Source organism: Devosia sp. (assembly GCF_034675085.1).
In the GTDB taxonomy this organism is placed as follows: Bacteria; Pseudomonadota; Alphaproteobacteria; order Rhizobiales; family Devosiaceae; genus Devosia.
In genome coordinates, this window is record NZ_JAUCDN010000070.1 from 1 (window position 1) to 12,845 (window position 12,845).

Annotated in this window: 14 protein-coding genes; 8 read left to right on the forward strand and 6 right to left on the reverse strand. The window is 63.6% G+C overall.

Annotated elements, in window-relative coordinates:
- Window positions 1-113: 113 nt before the first annotated feature.
- A complete protein-coding gene (locus tag VDP82_RS06490; protein ID WP_323014036.1) occupies window positions 114-677 on the forward strand; it encodes a GNAT family N-acetyltransferase in 564 nt (187 codons plus the stop codon).
- On the opposite strand, the gene VDP82_RS06495 is transcribed toward VDP82_RS06490, so the two are convergent.
- A complete protein-coding gene (locus VDP82_RS06495; protein WP_323014037.1) occupies window positions 674-1,903 on the reverse strand; it encodes an argininosuccinate synthase in 1,230 nt (409 codons plus the stop codon). The two genes, VDP82_RS06490 and VDP82_RS06495, sit on opposite strands and share 4 nt — an antisense overlap.
- Before the next feature lie 105 nt (window positions 1,904-2,008).
- Between VDP82_RS06495 and VDP82_RS06500 the strand changes: the two genes are divergently transcribed.
- Window positions 2,009-2,656 carry a LysE family translocator gene (locus VDP82_RS06500; RefSeq protein ID WP_323014038.1) on the forward strand — a complete coding sequence of 216 codons (648 nt, stop codon included), beginning with the start codon at window positions 2,009-2,011 and terminating at the stop codon, window positions 2,654-2,656.
- 4 nt (window positions 2,657-2,660) lie between these two features.
- Window positions 2,661-3,506, forward strand: a complete 846-nt coding sequence (locus tag VDP82_RS06505; RefSeq protein ID WP_323014039.1) for a 23S rRNA (adenine(2030)-N(6))-methyltransferase RlmJ — start codon at window positions 2,661-2,663, stop codon at window positions 3,504-3,506.
- On the opposite strand, the gene VDP82_RS06510 is transcribed toward VDP82_RS06505, so the two are convergent.
- The 5 genes from VDP82_RS06510 to VDP82_RS06530 all read right to left on the reverse strand — a co-directional run bounded on the left by VDP82_RS06510 (window position 3,507) and on the right by VDP82_RS06530 (window position 6,597).
- A complete protein-coding gene (locus VDP82_RS06510; protein ID WP_323014040.1) occupies window positions 3,507-3,908 on the reverse strand; it encodes a type II toxin-antitoxin system VapC family toxin in 402 nt (133 codons plus the stop codon). It lies immediately after the preceding gene.
- Window positions 3,905-4,135, reverse strand: coding sequence for a type II toxin-antitoxin system prevent-host-death family antitoxin (locus tag VDP82_RS06515; RefSeq protein ID WP_323014041.1), 231 nt, complete (start codon window positions 4,133-4,135; stop codon window positions 3,905-3,907). Before VDP82_RS06515 ends, VDP82_RS06510 begins: the two co-directional genes overlap by 4 nt.
- 64 nt (window positions 4,136-4,199) lie before the next feature.
- Window positions 4,200-5,408, reverse strand: a complete 1,209-nt coding sequence (gene rlmN, locus VDP82_RS06520) for a 23S rRNA (adenine(2503)-C(2))-methyltransferase RlmN (RefSeq protein ID WP_323014042.1) — start codon at window positions 5,406-5,408, stop codon at window positions 4,200-4,202.
- A 129-nt stretch (window positions 5,409-5,537) separates the two neighbouring features.
- Window positions 5,538-6,041, reverse strand: coding sequence for an invasion associated locus B family protein (locus VDP82_RS06525; protein WP_323014043.1), 504 nt, complete (start codon window positions 6,039-6,041; stop codon window positions 5,538-5,540).
- Between the two features lie 85 nt (window positions 6,042-6,126).
- On the reverse strand, window positions 6,127-6,597 hold the full coding sequence (locus VDP82_RS06530; protein ID WP_323014044.1) for an invasion associated locus B family protein: 471 nt from the start codon (window positions 6,595-6,597) through the stop codon (window positions 6,127-6,129).
- Between VDP82_RS06530 and VDP82_RS06535 the strand changes: the two genes are divergently transcribed.
- From VDP82_RS06535 to VDP82_RS06555, 5 genes are all read left to right on the forward strand, one after another.
- Window positions 6,596-6,916, forward strand: a complete 321-nt coding sequence (locus VDP82_RS06535) for a hypothetical protein (protein WP_323014045.1) — start codon at window positions 6,596-6,598, stop codon at window positions 6,914-6,916. The genes VDP82_RS06530 and VDP82_RS06535 overlap by 2 nt on opposite strands.
- Before the next feature lie 197 nt (window positions 6,917-7,113).
- A complete protein-coding gene (locus VDP82_RS06540) occupies window positions 7,114-8,859 on the forward strand; it encodes a type I secretion system permease/ATPase (RefSeq protein WP_323014046.1) in 1,746 nt (581 codons plus the stop codon).
- Window positions 8,859-10,199: an HlyD family type I secretion periplasmic adaptor subunit gene (locus VDP82_RS06545; protein WP_323014047.1), complete on the forward strand. Its 1,341-nt coding sequence runs from the start codon at window positions 8,859-8,861 to the stop codon at window positions 10,197-10,199. Before VDP82_RS06540 ends, VDP82_RS06545 begins: the two co-directional genes overlap by 1 nt.
- Before the next feature lie 340 nt (window positions 10,200-10,539).
- Window positions 10,540-10,824 carry a hypothetical protein gene (locus tag VDP82_RS06550; protein WP_323014048.1) on the forward strand — a complete coding sequence of 95 codons (285 nt, stop codon included), beginning with the start codon at window positions 10,540-10,542 and terminating at the stop codon, window positions 10,822-10,824.
- Window position 10,825: 1 nt separating this feature from the next.
- On the forward strand, window positions 10,826-12,845 hold a 2,020-nt coding region (locus tag VDP82_RS06555; RefSeq protein WP_323014049.1), incomplete at its 3' end, for a VCBS domain-containing protein.

Consider the following 12,845-nt stretch of genomic DNA (forward strand, 5'->3'; position numbering starts at 1 on the left):
TGTTAACGGAAAAGCCAAGTTTCACTCGCAGCGTGAAGCGAGCGACTACGTGCGAGCTCTTTCGCGCCAGAGCGGTGGACCGAACGCGAAGATGATTGAAATGCGTAGACAGTATGAAGCCGTTCGGCAGCAGCAAGACGAAGCCCGACCCACTGGATCTATCAAAGATAGTGGTGGAACCGATAGCAAGCGGGCATGTGCTTAACCGCTTTGATTGCGGCAATGGCGCGCTCAATCGCTTCCTGAAGAACAAAGCCAACAAATGCGCGCGGCGGCGCGAGCAAGCAGTCTTTGTCGCGCACCTCTCAGGTGATGCGAAGTGCATAGGATACTACGCACTTCAGGTGGGGTCAGACTCTGTTCCGGACACAAGGCGAGAGAAAAGCAGCTACCTCGCGACCTACACGGCATTTCCCGCGATCAACATTGGCTTCCTTGCAGTTGACCGTCAGGTTCAGAACGCTGGGTTAGGCACCTTTCTTTTGCAAGATGCCTTCGAGAAGGTGGCGCAGGTGGCCGAAATCGTAGGATTCTACGCGGTCACCTTGCAGTCGCTGAACGCAAAGACAACCGCCTTCTATGAGAGCATTGGCTTTTCAACCTACGCAGAGCTCCCGCATCCGAAAATGATCTACCCGGTGGAGTCCATCCTCGCGATGCGGGAGCGCTCTGGTTAGCCCTTCCCCGCCACCCGGGCGTTCCGCGTCGCGATGAGTTTCAGGCGCAGCGCGTTCAGGCGGATGAAGCCGGCGGCGTCCTTCTGGTCGTAGGCGCCCGCGTCTTCCTCGAAGGTCACGTGTTTCTCGGAATAGAGCGAGTGATCCGACCACCGCGCCACGGTCCGCGCCACGCCCTTGTAGAGCTTCAGCTTCACGGTGCCGGTGACATGCTCCTGCGTCTTGTCGATCAGGGCCTGCAGCGCCTCGCGCTCGGGCGAGAACCAGAAGCCGTTGTAGATCAGCTCGGCATAGCGCGGCATGATCGAATCCTTCAGGTGCCCGGCGCCCGCATCCAGCGTGATCTGCTCGATGCCGCGATGGGCTTCCAGCAGGATCGTGCCGCCGGGGGTCTCGTAGACGCCGCGCGACTTCATGCCGACGAAGCGGTTCTCCACCAGATCGAGCCGCCCCACGCCATGCCTGCCGCCCAGCGCGTTGAGCTTTTCGAGCAGGCTTGCCGGCGAGAGCTTTTCGCCATTGACCGAAATCGCGTCGCCCTTCTCGAAGCCGATTTTTACATATTCAGGCGTATCGGGGGCTTTTTCCGGGTCGGTGGTGCGCTGGTAGACGTAATCGGGCGCTTCCACCGCCGGATCTTCGAGCACGCGGCCTTCCGAGGAGGTATGGAGCAGGTTGGCATCGACCGAGAAGGGCGCCTCGCCGCGCTTGTCCTTGGCGATGGGGATCTGGTTGGCCTCGGCATATTCGAGGAGCCTCGTGCGGGATCGCAGATCCCATTCGCGCCAGGGGGCGATGACCTTGATGGACGGATCGAGCGCATTGGCGGTCAACTCGAACCGCACCTGGTCGTTGCCCTTGCCGGTGGCGCCATGGGAAATGGCGTCGGCCCCGGTTTCATGGGCGATTTCCACCAGGCGCTTGGCGATGAGCGGGCGGGCGATGGAGGTGCCCAGCAGATACAGCCCCTCATACATGGCATTGGCGCGGAACATGGGGAAGACGAAGTCGCGCACGAATTCCTCGCGCAGGTCCTCGATATAGATGTCCTTGATGCCGAACATCTCGGCCTTCTTGCGCGCCGGCTCCAGCTCCTCGCCCTGGCCCAGATCGGCGGTGAAGGTCACCACCTCGCAGTCATAGGTCTCCTTGAGCCATTTGAGGATGATGGAGGTGTCGAGCCCGCCCGAATAGGCCAGCACGACTTTCTTGATGTCATTCGCCATTGTGTATCTCGATAAGATCGGCCGGAACGGCCCGGAAATCGGGCGCACCCTAGTCAGAGAGGCGCTTTGGTGCAATTGTCTGCGCGCAAGATTCTTGAGCCCACCATGCCCGCCTTCCTTCCCGACCTGCCTGTCATTCTCGGTTTTGCCGTGGCCGCCTTCGCCCTGGCGATAACGCCGGGGCCGGACCTGGCGCTGTTCGTGTCGCGCACCATGCATTGGGGGCGCGGCCATGGCTTTGCCACCGTGCTGGGAGCCTATAGCGGCATTGCCGTCCACACCATGCTGGTGGCGTTCGGCATTTCCGTTCTCATCATCGCCGCGCCCGCTGCCTTTTTCGCGCTCAAGATATTGGGGGCGCTGTATCTGGTGTGGCTGGCGGTGCAGGCCATCCGCGATGGCGGGGGCCTGCTGGTGCCCAGGGCGGCGGGCAAGCAGCCGAGCTGGGGGCAATCCTATCTCACCGGGCTGGGCATCAACCTCACCAATCCCAAGGTGGCGCTGTTCTTCGTGACCTTCCTGCCCCAATTCGTCTCGGCTTCCGATCCGCATGCGCCGGGCAAGCTGATCTTTCTGGGGGGCGAATTCATCCTCGTCTCGCTGCCGGTGGTCATCGGGGCGGTGCTGTTCGCCGAATGGCTGACGCGCACGCTCAAGGAGAAGGCCTGGGTGGGCAGGGCGCTCAACTGGAGCTTCGCCGCCGTGTTCATGGCCTTCGCCGCCACCATATTGCTGGCCGAGGGGCGCAGATAGGACGATGAACTACCGCCACGCCTTTCACGCCGGCAATTTCGCCGACGTGGTCAAGCACATCATTCTCACGCGCATCCTTGCCTATCTCATGCGCAAGGATGCGCCGTTCCGCGTCATCGACACTCATGCGGGGGTGGGCCTGTACGATCTGTCTGGAGGAGAGGCCGAGCGCACCGGCGAGTGGCAGGAGGGGATCGCGCGGCTGGTCGAGCGCGGGCTGCCGGGAGCGGCGGGCGAACTGGCCGCGCCCTATCTGGCGGCGACGCGGGCGCAGAACCCCGATGGGGTGCTGCGCTATTATCCCGGCTCGCCCTTCATCGCCCGGCATATGCTGCGCAGCCAGGACCGGCTGATGGCGCTGGAGCTGCATCCCGAGGACGCGGCGGCGCTCAAGGAAAACTTCGCCGGCGATATCCAGACCCGGGTGACGCATCTGGATGGCTGGGCGGGCATGGGCACGCATCTGCCGCCCAAGGAAAAGCGCGGCCTGGTGCTGGTCGATCCGCCTTTCGAGGAAAAGGGCGAGTTTTCACGCATGGCGGCAAGCCTGGGAAAGGCGCATCGCCGCTGGCCAGGCGGCATCTATGCCTTCTGGTATCCGCTCAAGGAGCCGGAGGCGGTGGAAACCTATGTGAAGGCGCTCAAGGCCGCGAGGATACCGAAAATCCTGCGGCTGGAGTTGGCCATCCGCCCGCCATCCACCCCGCCGCGCCTTTTTGGCACCGGCATGATCGTGGTCAACCCGCCCTTTGTTTTGGAACAGGAGATGGCCGTGCTGCTGCCGGCGCTGGCGGATTTGCTGGGCGAAGGGCGTGGGCGGTGGACGATCGAATGGGTTGCGGGGGAGTAGCTACCAGATTGCATCAGATTGCCCAAACAGTAAGTCAAGCTCACCAAAGGCAGAATCAGCAGATATCAAGGTCAGGTCGCGGGCCCGGGCGGTTGACAGAATGATCCGGTCAAATGGATCCCGATGCGCCCAAGGAAGAAGCGCTGCCGACAGACTGATATCGGGGGAAACATCGACTATTTGCAGACCCTGCCGCCTTGCAATATCTGGCAATGCAGGGACTTGGGACGCTATCTCCGGCCATCTGCCAAGACGGGCTTTCTGGCCGATTTCATAGAAGCTAATGGCACTGACGTATACGGCTTCAGCTGAAGCCATGGCGGCGATTGCTGCCGAGGAGAGGCGGTGTTCGGCCGTAAGCGACCACGCCCAGACATGCGTATCGAGTAGAATACGCGTCAAGCGTCACCTTCCCACAAAGCGAGTTCCTCCTCGCTCATAGGTTCAAAGAAATCCGGTCCCTCGCCGAATTGACCTTGCATCATGCCGATTTTGAAGCGTCGGCTTTGTATAGGGACAATCCGGACGGCCGGCCGGCCATCCTTACTTATCACCACGTCTTCACCCGCAAGTGCGGCATCGACCAATTCGGACAGCTTAATCTCGGCAGATTGGACAGAAACTTTCATCATGCCTCCATGGCCTTAATATAGGCCATAATGCCGGCATTTTCCAGAAATCGTCGTTTGCATCCTACGCTCCCGCCAGCGCCTCGCGGTCCTTTTTGCTCAGGCGTTCGCTTTCGCTCTTCAATTGCCCGCAGGCGGCGAAGATGTCGCGGCCGCGCGGCGTGCGGACGGGAGAGGCATAGCCGGCGCGGTTGACGATGTCGGCGAAACGCTCGATGCGGCTCGAGGGCGAGGTGCCGTAATTGGCGCCGGGCCAGGGATTGAAGGGGATGAGGTTGATCTTGGCCGGAATGCCGGCCAGCAGCCGCACCAATTCGCGCGCCTCGGCATCGCTGTCGTTGATGCCGTCCAGCATCACATATTCGAAGGTGATGCGGCGGGCATTGGAAAGGCCGGGATAATTGCGGCAGGCGTCGAGCAGCTCCTCGATGGGCCATTTCTTGTTGATCGGTACCAGCACGTCGCGCAGATCGTTATTGGTGGCGTGCAGCGAAATGGCCAGCATGACGTCGATCTCGCGGCCCGTCGGCTCGATATAGGGCACGACGCCGGAGGTGGAGAGGGTGATGCGGCGCTTGCTGAGGCTCATGCCGTCGCCGGCCGAGGCGATGAGCAGCGCCTGCTTGACGTTCTCGTAATTATAGAGCGGCTCGCCCATGCCCATCATGACGATATTGGTGATGGCGCGGGTCTCCCCGCCGGGCACCAGCCCGCCATCGTCGGGGCGACGGCCGCCCGGAAAATCGCCCAGGCGCTCGCGCGCCATCAATATCTGCCCGAGGATTTCGCCGGCGGTGAGATTGCGCACCAGCTTCTGGGTGCCGGTGTGGCAGAAGGAACAGGTGAGGGTGCAGCCGACCTGGGAGGAGACGCAGAGCGTGCCCCGGTCGCTTTCGGGAATATAGACGGTTTCCACCTCGACCGGCGGATAGGCGGGATTGGCCGGATCGCGGAAGCGGAACAGCCATTTGCGCGTGCCGTCGCTGGAGACCTGCTCGGTGACGATTTCGGGGCGGTCGAGGATGAAGGCGTCGCCCAGGCGCTGGCGCACCGGCTTGGCCACATTGGTCATGGCATCGAAATCGGTGACGCCGTTGACATAGAGCCAGTTCCAGAGCTGGCTGGCGCGCATGCGCGCTTCCTTTTCCCCGGCAATGCCGGCCCCCACCAGCGCCTCGGCCAATTGCGGCTTGGAGAGGCCGATCAGCGAGGGGCGGCTCGCCGCCGCAGGCCGCGGGGCGGTCGAATGGTCAAGGTTCAGCGCAATGCTCATGGCAGGCTAAAGGGGCTCGGAAATGCGGGATCGTGCGCGCCAATAGCATGGAAGCGCGATCAACGCAAAGTCACGGGCGCGGGAGGGGGTTGCGCCGGGCGCAGGGAAGCGGCGCCGCGAGCGAAGAAATCAGCAGTTCGAATTGATCGATTGCTGCGCCGCGGTGGCGCCGGACAGCGAATAGGTCTGGGTGATGCGGATGCCGGCGGCGCTGGTGCCCTCCACCACCATGGAGGAGCCGGCGCGGATGGCGCTGGCCAGCGCCCCGGCCTGGCCGGCATCATCGAGCCAGGCGGCGTCGTTCTGGGTGAAGAGGTTGAAGCTCTGCGAGCCGATGCTGATGGTGGCGCGGCTATCGGGCTGGAAGGTGAAGCCGGCGACGAGATTGAATTCGGTGGCGACGCCTTCGGCCGGGCGGTTGGTGATGTAGATATAGGCCTGGGTATAGCCGTCGGGCATGGGCGTCACCGATTCCGGCTTGACCATGGCGAAGCACACCGCCCCCGTCGCGTCATTGGCGGCATAGCTCGACCAGGCGCGGTGTTCGCCCAATTGGCGCACCTGCTGGGCGCTGGCGCCGGTGGTCAGCATCAGGCCGGCGAGAAGGGCGAGCGCCAGAATGGGTTTGGTCATCGGGGCCTCATCGGGGCAAGGGGCGGGAGCCGGCAGGCTCCCGCGCCCAGTTATGGCGTGGGATGGGGTCGGGGCAACCCAAAAATCACTTGCAGGCCGCATCGATGGCGTTCATCGCCGCCGTCGCGCCGGAAAGGGAATAGGTGTCCACCGTATTGGTGCCGCGCTGGCTGGTGCCGCGCACCACCAGGGAATTGCCGGCCTTGAAGGCGGAAACGAAGCCCCCCTCGTCACCGGTCGAGGCCAGCCACGCGGCCGAGCCCTCGACCACCATGGGATAGGACTTGCCGTCCACGCTGGCGCTGGCATTGGCATTGGTGGTGTTGAGCGGATAGCCCACAATGGTCTGCACTTCGTTCTTCACGCCCTGCTGCTTGCGGTGGATGATCATGAAGTGGATGGGGTCGCGGTTGGCTCCGGCCGGCTCGGTCTTTTGCGGCGTGGCCGAGATATAGCAGATCGTGCCGGCGGCATCGGCCGCCTGCCAGGCCGTCCAGGCATTGAAGGTACCCAGCTCCGTGGCCTGCTGCGCCTGGGCGGCAGGCATGAGAGCCATGATCGCGCCGACCGCGAGCCCGATTGCAAGGCCACCGGTTTTCGTCGTCATCGCCAAATCTTCCTTTGTCTCGAAGGTGCCGTGGGAGAGGAGTTGCCCCGCCAACTCTGTGCCCGACATGGTTACCAAGATGTCAAACGCCGCCGCATCTGATGTGCATTTGCATCAATTGCGGACCAATCGCGGCGGCATTTTGACCGGGGCCGATTTCCGACGCCCGGTTTGCGCCGCTGCGGTTAACACCATGCTAACGCCGGGGCGGATCATCCATTCTGAACGGGAAGCGCTTCGCGGGAGCGAAGCCGGGGCCAAAGCCTAGATCATTTCACCGTTTAGTAGAAACGCTAAAATGATCTAAACCTTTGTTTTATCGCGTTTCCGAACCGCAAAACCGTTTCCACTTTTGCTGGAAACGCTCTAGCCGCGCGGCCATTTACCGTTCCGCTTTTATGGCGCTAGGCAGTTTTGCGGGAAGCGGATAAGTTGGCCGGCATAGTTTCCGGTGCAGGCAAAGAAATGAAACCACGCGTTCGAAAATCTGTGTGGTCGACGCTGGACGTTTCGGCAAGTATCCGGCGAGCCCTCATCATCCTGTTGCTGTTCTCCAGCATGGTAAACCTGCTGGTCCTCACCTCGCCTCTTTATATGATGCAGGTCTATGACCGCGTGCTGGGCAGCGGGCAGGTGGCGACCCTGCTGTTTCTCAGCCTCATCGCCGCCTTCGCCTTCGCCGCCCTGGCGGGGCTGGACAGCGTGCGCGGCTATATCCTGACGCGGCTGGGCAATTTTCTCGATCTGCGCCTGCGCGATCCCGTGCTGACGCAGGCCATGGCGCTGGCCAATCGCGACCCCGGCGCGGCGCGGCGGCTGGTCGACGACCTGGGCACCCTGCGCAGCTATCTGGCCAGCGCCGGCGTTCTGCCCTTCGTCGATGCGCCCTGGGTGCCCTTTTTCATCGCCGTGATGTTCCTGCTCCATCCCTGGCTGGGCTTTCTGGGCATCGGCGCGGGCCTGTTGCTGTTCGGGCTGGCCCTGCTCAACGACGTGCTGAGCCGGCGGCTGGTGCACGAAGCGGCGCAGCGCCAGGGCCAGTCGGCCGAATTCGTCGGCTCGGCCCTGCAAGGCTCCGAGCTCATCCAGGCCATGGGCATGCAGGACGCGGTTTCGGCGCGCTATCGCGCCCAGCTCGACGAGATGAGCCTGGCCAACCGCAATGCCGGCGATATCGGCGCCGTTCTGTCGGCGGTGTCCAAGGCGGTGCGCATGATGCTGCAAAGCGCGGCGCTGGGGCTGGGCGCCTATCTGGTGCTGCGGGCCGAGATGTCGCCGGGCGGCATCATCGCCGGCTCGGTGCTGATGGGCCGGGCGCTGGCGCCGATCGAGCAGACCATCGGATCGTGGCGCCAGTTCCTGGGCGCGCGCGAAGCCTATGCGCGCACCAGCGCCTTGCTCAAATCGGCGCCGGCCGAGGACGAGCGCATCGCCCTGCCGCAATTGACGGGCCGGATCGCGGTGGAGGGGCTGGGCTATCAGATGCCCGGGGCCGACCGCCCCACCCTGCGCGGCATCAGCTTCGGCATCGAGCCGGGCACGGCGCTGGCCATTGTCGGCCCCTCCGCCTCGGGCAAGAGCACGCTGTGCCGCCTGCTGGTGGGGGCGCTGCTGCCCTCGGCGGGCAATGTGCGCATCGACAATGCCGATGTGACGACGCTGACCACCGCCGATGCGGCGCGCACCATCGGCTATCTGCCGCAAAATATCGACCTGTTCGCCGGCTCGGTGCGGGACAATATCGCCCGGCTCGGCATTGCCGACGACGCCGCCGTGGTCGCCGCGGCCCAGGCGGCGGGATGCCACGACATGATCCTGCGCCTGCCCGAGGGCTACCAGACCGAGCTGGGGCCGCGCGGCATGTTCCTCAGCGGCGGGCAGAGGCAGAGGATCGGGCTGGCCCGCGCGCTTTACGGCAATCCGCCGCTGCTGGTGCTGGACGAGCCCAATTCCAATCTCGACCAGGAGGGGGAGAAGGCCCTGGTGGACACCATAGCCCAGGCCAAGGATCGCGGCGCCACCGTCATCGTGGTCAGCCATCGCTCGAGCCTGCTCCAGCCCATAGACAAGCTGGCGGTGCTGCGCGAGGGGGTGCTGGAGAAATTCGGCGACCGGGACGAGGTGCTGCGCGAGATGCAGCCGCGCCCGGTGCACAAGCCGGTGCTGGTGCCGGTCAATGACGTGGCCGCATCGGCGGGAGGACAGGCCTGATGAGCGTACCGGCCCTGAGCATCACCCCCACCGCCAAGGCGCCGCCGGCCGAACTGATGCCGATGATGCGCGGGCCCATCCTGGCCGGCGGGCTGATCGCGGTGGCGTTTTTCGGCCTCTTCGGGGGCTGGGCGGCGCTCGCCCCACTCTCCACCGGCGCCATCGCCTCGGGTTTCGTCAGCCCCGCCTCCAAGCCGCAGGTGATCGACAACAAGGAAGGCGGCATCCTGCGCGCCATCCTGGTCAGCGAGGGCGAGCGGGTCGCCGCCGGCACGCCGCTGGTGCAGCTGGACAAGACGCAGGCCGAGGCCAGCTATGCCAGCGGCACCGACCAGCTGATGCGCCAGCGGACCATCGGGGCCCGCATCCAGGCCGAGCAGTCGGGCACACTGGAATGGAGCCTGCCCATTGAGGTGGTGGCCGCCATGGCGGTGCAGCCCGCACTCTATGCCTTCGTGGAAAGCCAGAAATCGCTGCTCGAAGCCAATCTGCGCTATATGAGCGTTTCAGGCGAGGTTGCCGACCAGCAGATCGCCCAGCTCCAATCCGACATCACCTCGCTCGAGGCCGAAATCGCCGGGCTGCGGGAGCAGAAGGCCTCCATCGACCAGGAGGTGGTGCGCATGAGCGCGCTGATGGAGCGGCAATTGGTGGCGCGCAGCCAGGTGGAGCCGCTGATCCGCCAGCAGGTGCAATATGAGGCCGACATGCAGGTGCGCCAGAGCCGCATCGCGCGGACGCGCCAGAATATGCTGGAAATAGAGGCCCGCCAGCGCCAGACCGAGGACGAGCTGCGCCAGGGGCTGGAAAAGGAAGCCACCGCCGTCAACAACCAGATCGCGGTTCTGTCCCACCAGATCAGCGCGGCCCAGGACATTCTGGAACGCACCATCGTCACCAGCCCGGTCGATGGCGTGGTCAACAATATCCGCTTCAATACGGCGGGGGGGTCGGTGGCGGCGGGGCAGCCGATCCTGGACGTCATTCCGGTCGATGACGAACCGGTCATCATGGCCCAGCTCTCGCCCAGCGACATCGACTATGTCGAGGTGGGCCTGCCGGCCCGGGTGACCCTGCCGGCCTTTTCCTCACGGCACCTGCCGCAATTGCAGGCCCATGTCACCTATGTTGCCGCCGACCGGACATTCGATGAGCTCACGCGGCAATATAGCTATGCCATTCATGTGGCCGTGCCGGCCGAGGAATTGAAGAAATACGATATCAGCCTGCAACCGGGCATGCAGGCCGACGTGACCGTGGTCGCCGGCTCGCGCACGCTGCTGCAATATCTCACCCAGCCGATCTTCCGCGCCATCGACACCGCCTTCGTTAAGGACTGACCGGGGCCTTTCCGGCATGACGCAAGGCGCCCGCAGGCGCCGCCGGGCTCTTTATTTTTCCCATTGGTGAAAAACCGCATTCCGCAGCCCCGATCCGGCAATAAGCGGGCGGTCCCCGCTTATTGCCGCAATGCTGCGCAAGCAAAACCGCGCTAGTTTCCGCACGTCCAAATGGAAGGCGAAAATTATAAAGCGCCCCCGGGGGTGCAAGTAAAAACCCTACAGAAATGCAAGTAACCATTCTGCCCGGTAACTGATGACGTCAATTGACAGATGGATGGGCCTTCGTGTTTATGGGTTAAAGAAACGTTAAGGTCGCTGGCCTGGCATTTTGAGGGACATGAATTTGACGATGGAGCCTTGCGCAGACTGGGGCGAATCCGACTTGCAACGGGGATATGCCCCCGCGGTCGACTTTGCCGCCGCGCGGGTCTTTGATCGTCGAGACGCTTCCTCCGCAGCGATCGTTTCCACCGGACCGGCGTCCGGGGATCATGCGTATTTCCAGGCGGATGCGCATCTGGCCGGCAGGGCGGAGCTTGCGGCGCTCCCCTTCAGCCGGAACCGCGTTTTCTTTCCCCATGTGAACGACTGGCAGGCTGTGACCGCCGGCACGGAGGACTAATATGGCTGAACTTCACGTTGGCGCAGGCCAAACCTATTCGACCATCACTGCCGCAATCGCCGCAGCCACGGCCGGCGACACCATCATGGTGCATGCCGGCACCTATACGGAAAATGTGCTCATCAACAAGTCGCTGACCCTGGTGTCGGTCGATGGCGCGGAAAACACCATCATCACCAATGCCAGCCAGGCCAATAACGCCACGGTTGGGGTGGCAGCCGGTGTCAACAATGTCACCATCGACGGCTTCACCATCAACGGCTTCGACGGCGCCAGTCGCGGCATCGAAGCGGCGGCCGTCTATGTGCTGGGCGCGGCGGATAATTTCCAGCTGCTCAACAACATTGTCATCGCCAATGGGGATCTGGCCCTGCTTTCCAACGAGAATGCCGCCATCACTAATGCGGTGATCGATGGCAATACCTTTGGCGGCAGGACCTTTGTCGGCCCCGAGCCTGCCTCCGGCACCTCCTCGTCCCAATATACGGTCGACAATTTCGCGCGCCCGCTGGTCGCCTTCGGCCAGGGCAAGACGCCGGTCAGCAACAATGCTTCCAACATTACCTTCTCGAACAACACCATCACCGGCGTCAGCGGCACTTCCAATCGCGGCAACAGCCTGGTGATCCTGGACGCCAAGAATTCCACCATCAGCGGCAATGTCTTCACCGAAGAGGCGGAAGCGCGCGGCGGCAGCGGCTATTACGACCTGATGACCCGCGGCACCGGCGTGACGCTGAGCGGCAATACGTTCGAGGACGGCATTTCGGGCGCGATCAGCGCGCCTTCGGGCACGGCCATTTCCGGCAATGTCTATTATGGCACCGACGCCAAGAACACCATCACCGGCACGGCCAATGGCGAGACCATCTACGGGCTGGGCGGCGACGACACCATCAATGGCGGCAATGGCGACGACACCCTCTATGGCGGGGACGGCAACGACACGCTGAACGGCGGCAACGGCAATGACATCCTCTATGGCGAGGATGGCAATGACACGCTCAATGGCGGGGCGGGCGACGATGTCCTTTATGGCGGCGCCGGCGACGACAAGCTCAATGGCGATGCCGGCAACGACGCCCTTTATGGCGGGGATGGCAACGACACGCTCAATGGCGGTAATGGCAACGACACCCTGATCGGTGGCGATGGCGACGATATTTTCATCGGCTCCGCCGGCAATGACACGATCATTGGCGGCAATGGCTTCGACACCATCGATTACAGCGCCTTTGCTTCCGACCTGACCATCTCGACCAGTGGCGTCAACAAGAACGCCACCGATACCGACACCATTTCGGGCATCGAGAAGGTGATCGGCGGCTCGGGCAACGACACCGCCATCAACGCCTCCAGCCAGTCCTTCACCTTCCAGGGCGGCGCGGGCGACGACTATTTCCAGGGCAGCACCGCCGGCGGCGCCGTCGATACCTTCGTGTTCGGCAGCGGCGTCTCCGCCACCACCGGCATGGCCACGCGCTTCAGCGGCGGGCTGGCCCGCATCGAGTTCGACACGGTCGAGGGCCAGGACACGCTGCGCAATGTCGACCAGATCGCCTTTGCCGATGGCAAGGTGTTCCAGGTGGTCAACAATAATGCCGTCGCCATGGGCATCGATGATGCCAATGCGGTGCAGCAGGCCGGCACGCTGGTCGTCGACGCCGCCAATGGCGTGCTGGCCAACGATATCGACCTGGACGGTCCCGCTTCGGGTCTCGTGGTCACCAATCCGGGCACCTACACCGTCGCCGGCAAGGGCACGCTGACGCTTGCCGCCGATGGCAGCTACAGCTTTGCAGCCGACCCGGCCACTTCCGGCCTGGGCGCGGGCCAGACGGATTCGGTCACTTTCACCTACAGCGTTTCGGACGGCAGCGGCCGCCCCGCCACCAGCGCCGCGCTGGTCATCACCATTACCGGCGCCAACGACGCGCCGGTGATCACTTCCGGGGATGCGACGGGCTCGGTGTTTGTCTCGGGCGACCTGGACAATTTCACCAATGCCGGCGTCGGCACCC

Coding starts and splice junctions, on each gene's coding strand:
- VDP82_RS06530 (WP_323014044.1), bottom strand. CDS start 6,597: ATGGCTCTCATGCCTGCCGCCCAGGCGCAGCAGGCCACGGAGCTGGGT.
- rlmN (WP_323014042.1), bottom strand. CDS start 5,408: ATGAGCATTGCGCTGAACCTTGACCATTCGACCGCCCCGCGGCCTGCG.
- VDP82_RS06505 (WP_323014039.1), top strand. CDS start 2,661: ATGAACTACCGCCACGCCTTTCACGCCGGCAATTTCGCCGACGTGGTC.
- VDP82_RS06535 (WP_323014045.1), top strand. CDS start 6,596: ATGATCGCGCCGACCGCGAGCCCGATTGCAAGGCCACCGGTTTTCGTC.
- VDP82_RS06500 (WP_323014038.1), top strand. CDS start 2,009: ATGCCCGCCTTCCTTCCCGACCTGCCTGTCATTCTCGGTTTTGCCGTG.
- VDP82_RS06545 (WP_323014047.1), top strand. CDS start 8,859: ATGAGCGTACCGGCCCTGAGCATCACCCCCACCGCCAAGGCGCCGCCG.
- VDP82_RS06495 (WP_323014037.1), bottom strand. CDS start 1,903: ATGGCGAATGACATCAAGAAAGTCGTGCTGGCCTATTCGGGCGGGCTC.
- VDP82_RS06550 (WP_323014048.1), top strand. CDS start 10,540: ATGAATTTGACGATGGAGCCTTGCGCAGACTGGGGCGAATCCGACTTG.
- VDP82_RS06490 (WP_323014036.1), top strand. CDS start 114: ATGAAGCCGTTCGGCAGCAGCAAGACGAAGCCCGACCCACTGGATCTA.
- VDP82_RS06540 (WP_323014046.1), top strand. CDS start 7,114: ATGAAACCACGCGTTCGAAAATCTGTGTGGTCGACGCTGGACGTTTCG.
- VDP82_RS06515 (WP_323014041.1), bottom strand. CDS start 4,135: ATGAAAGTTTCTGTCCAATCTGCCGAGATTAAGCTGTCCGAATTGGTC.
- VDP82_RS06525 (WP_323014043.1), bottom strand. CDS start 6,041: ATGACCAAACCCATTCTGGCGCTCGCCCTTCTCGCCGGCCTGATGCTG.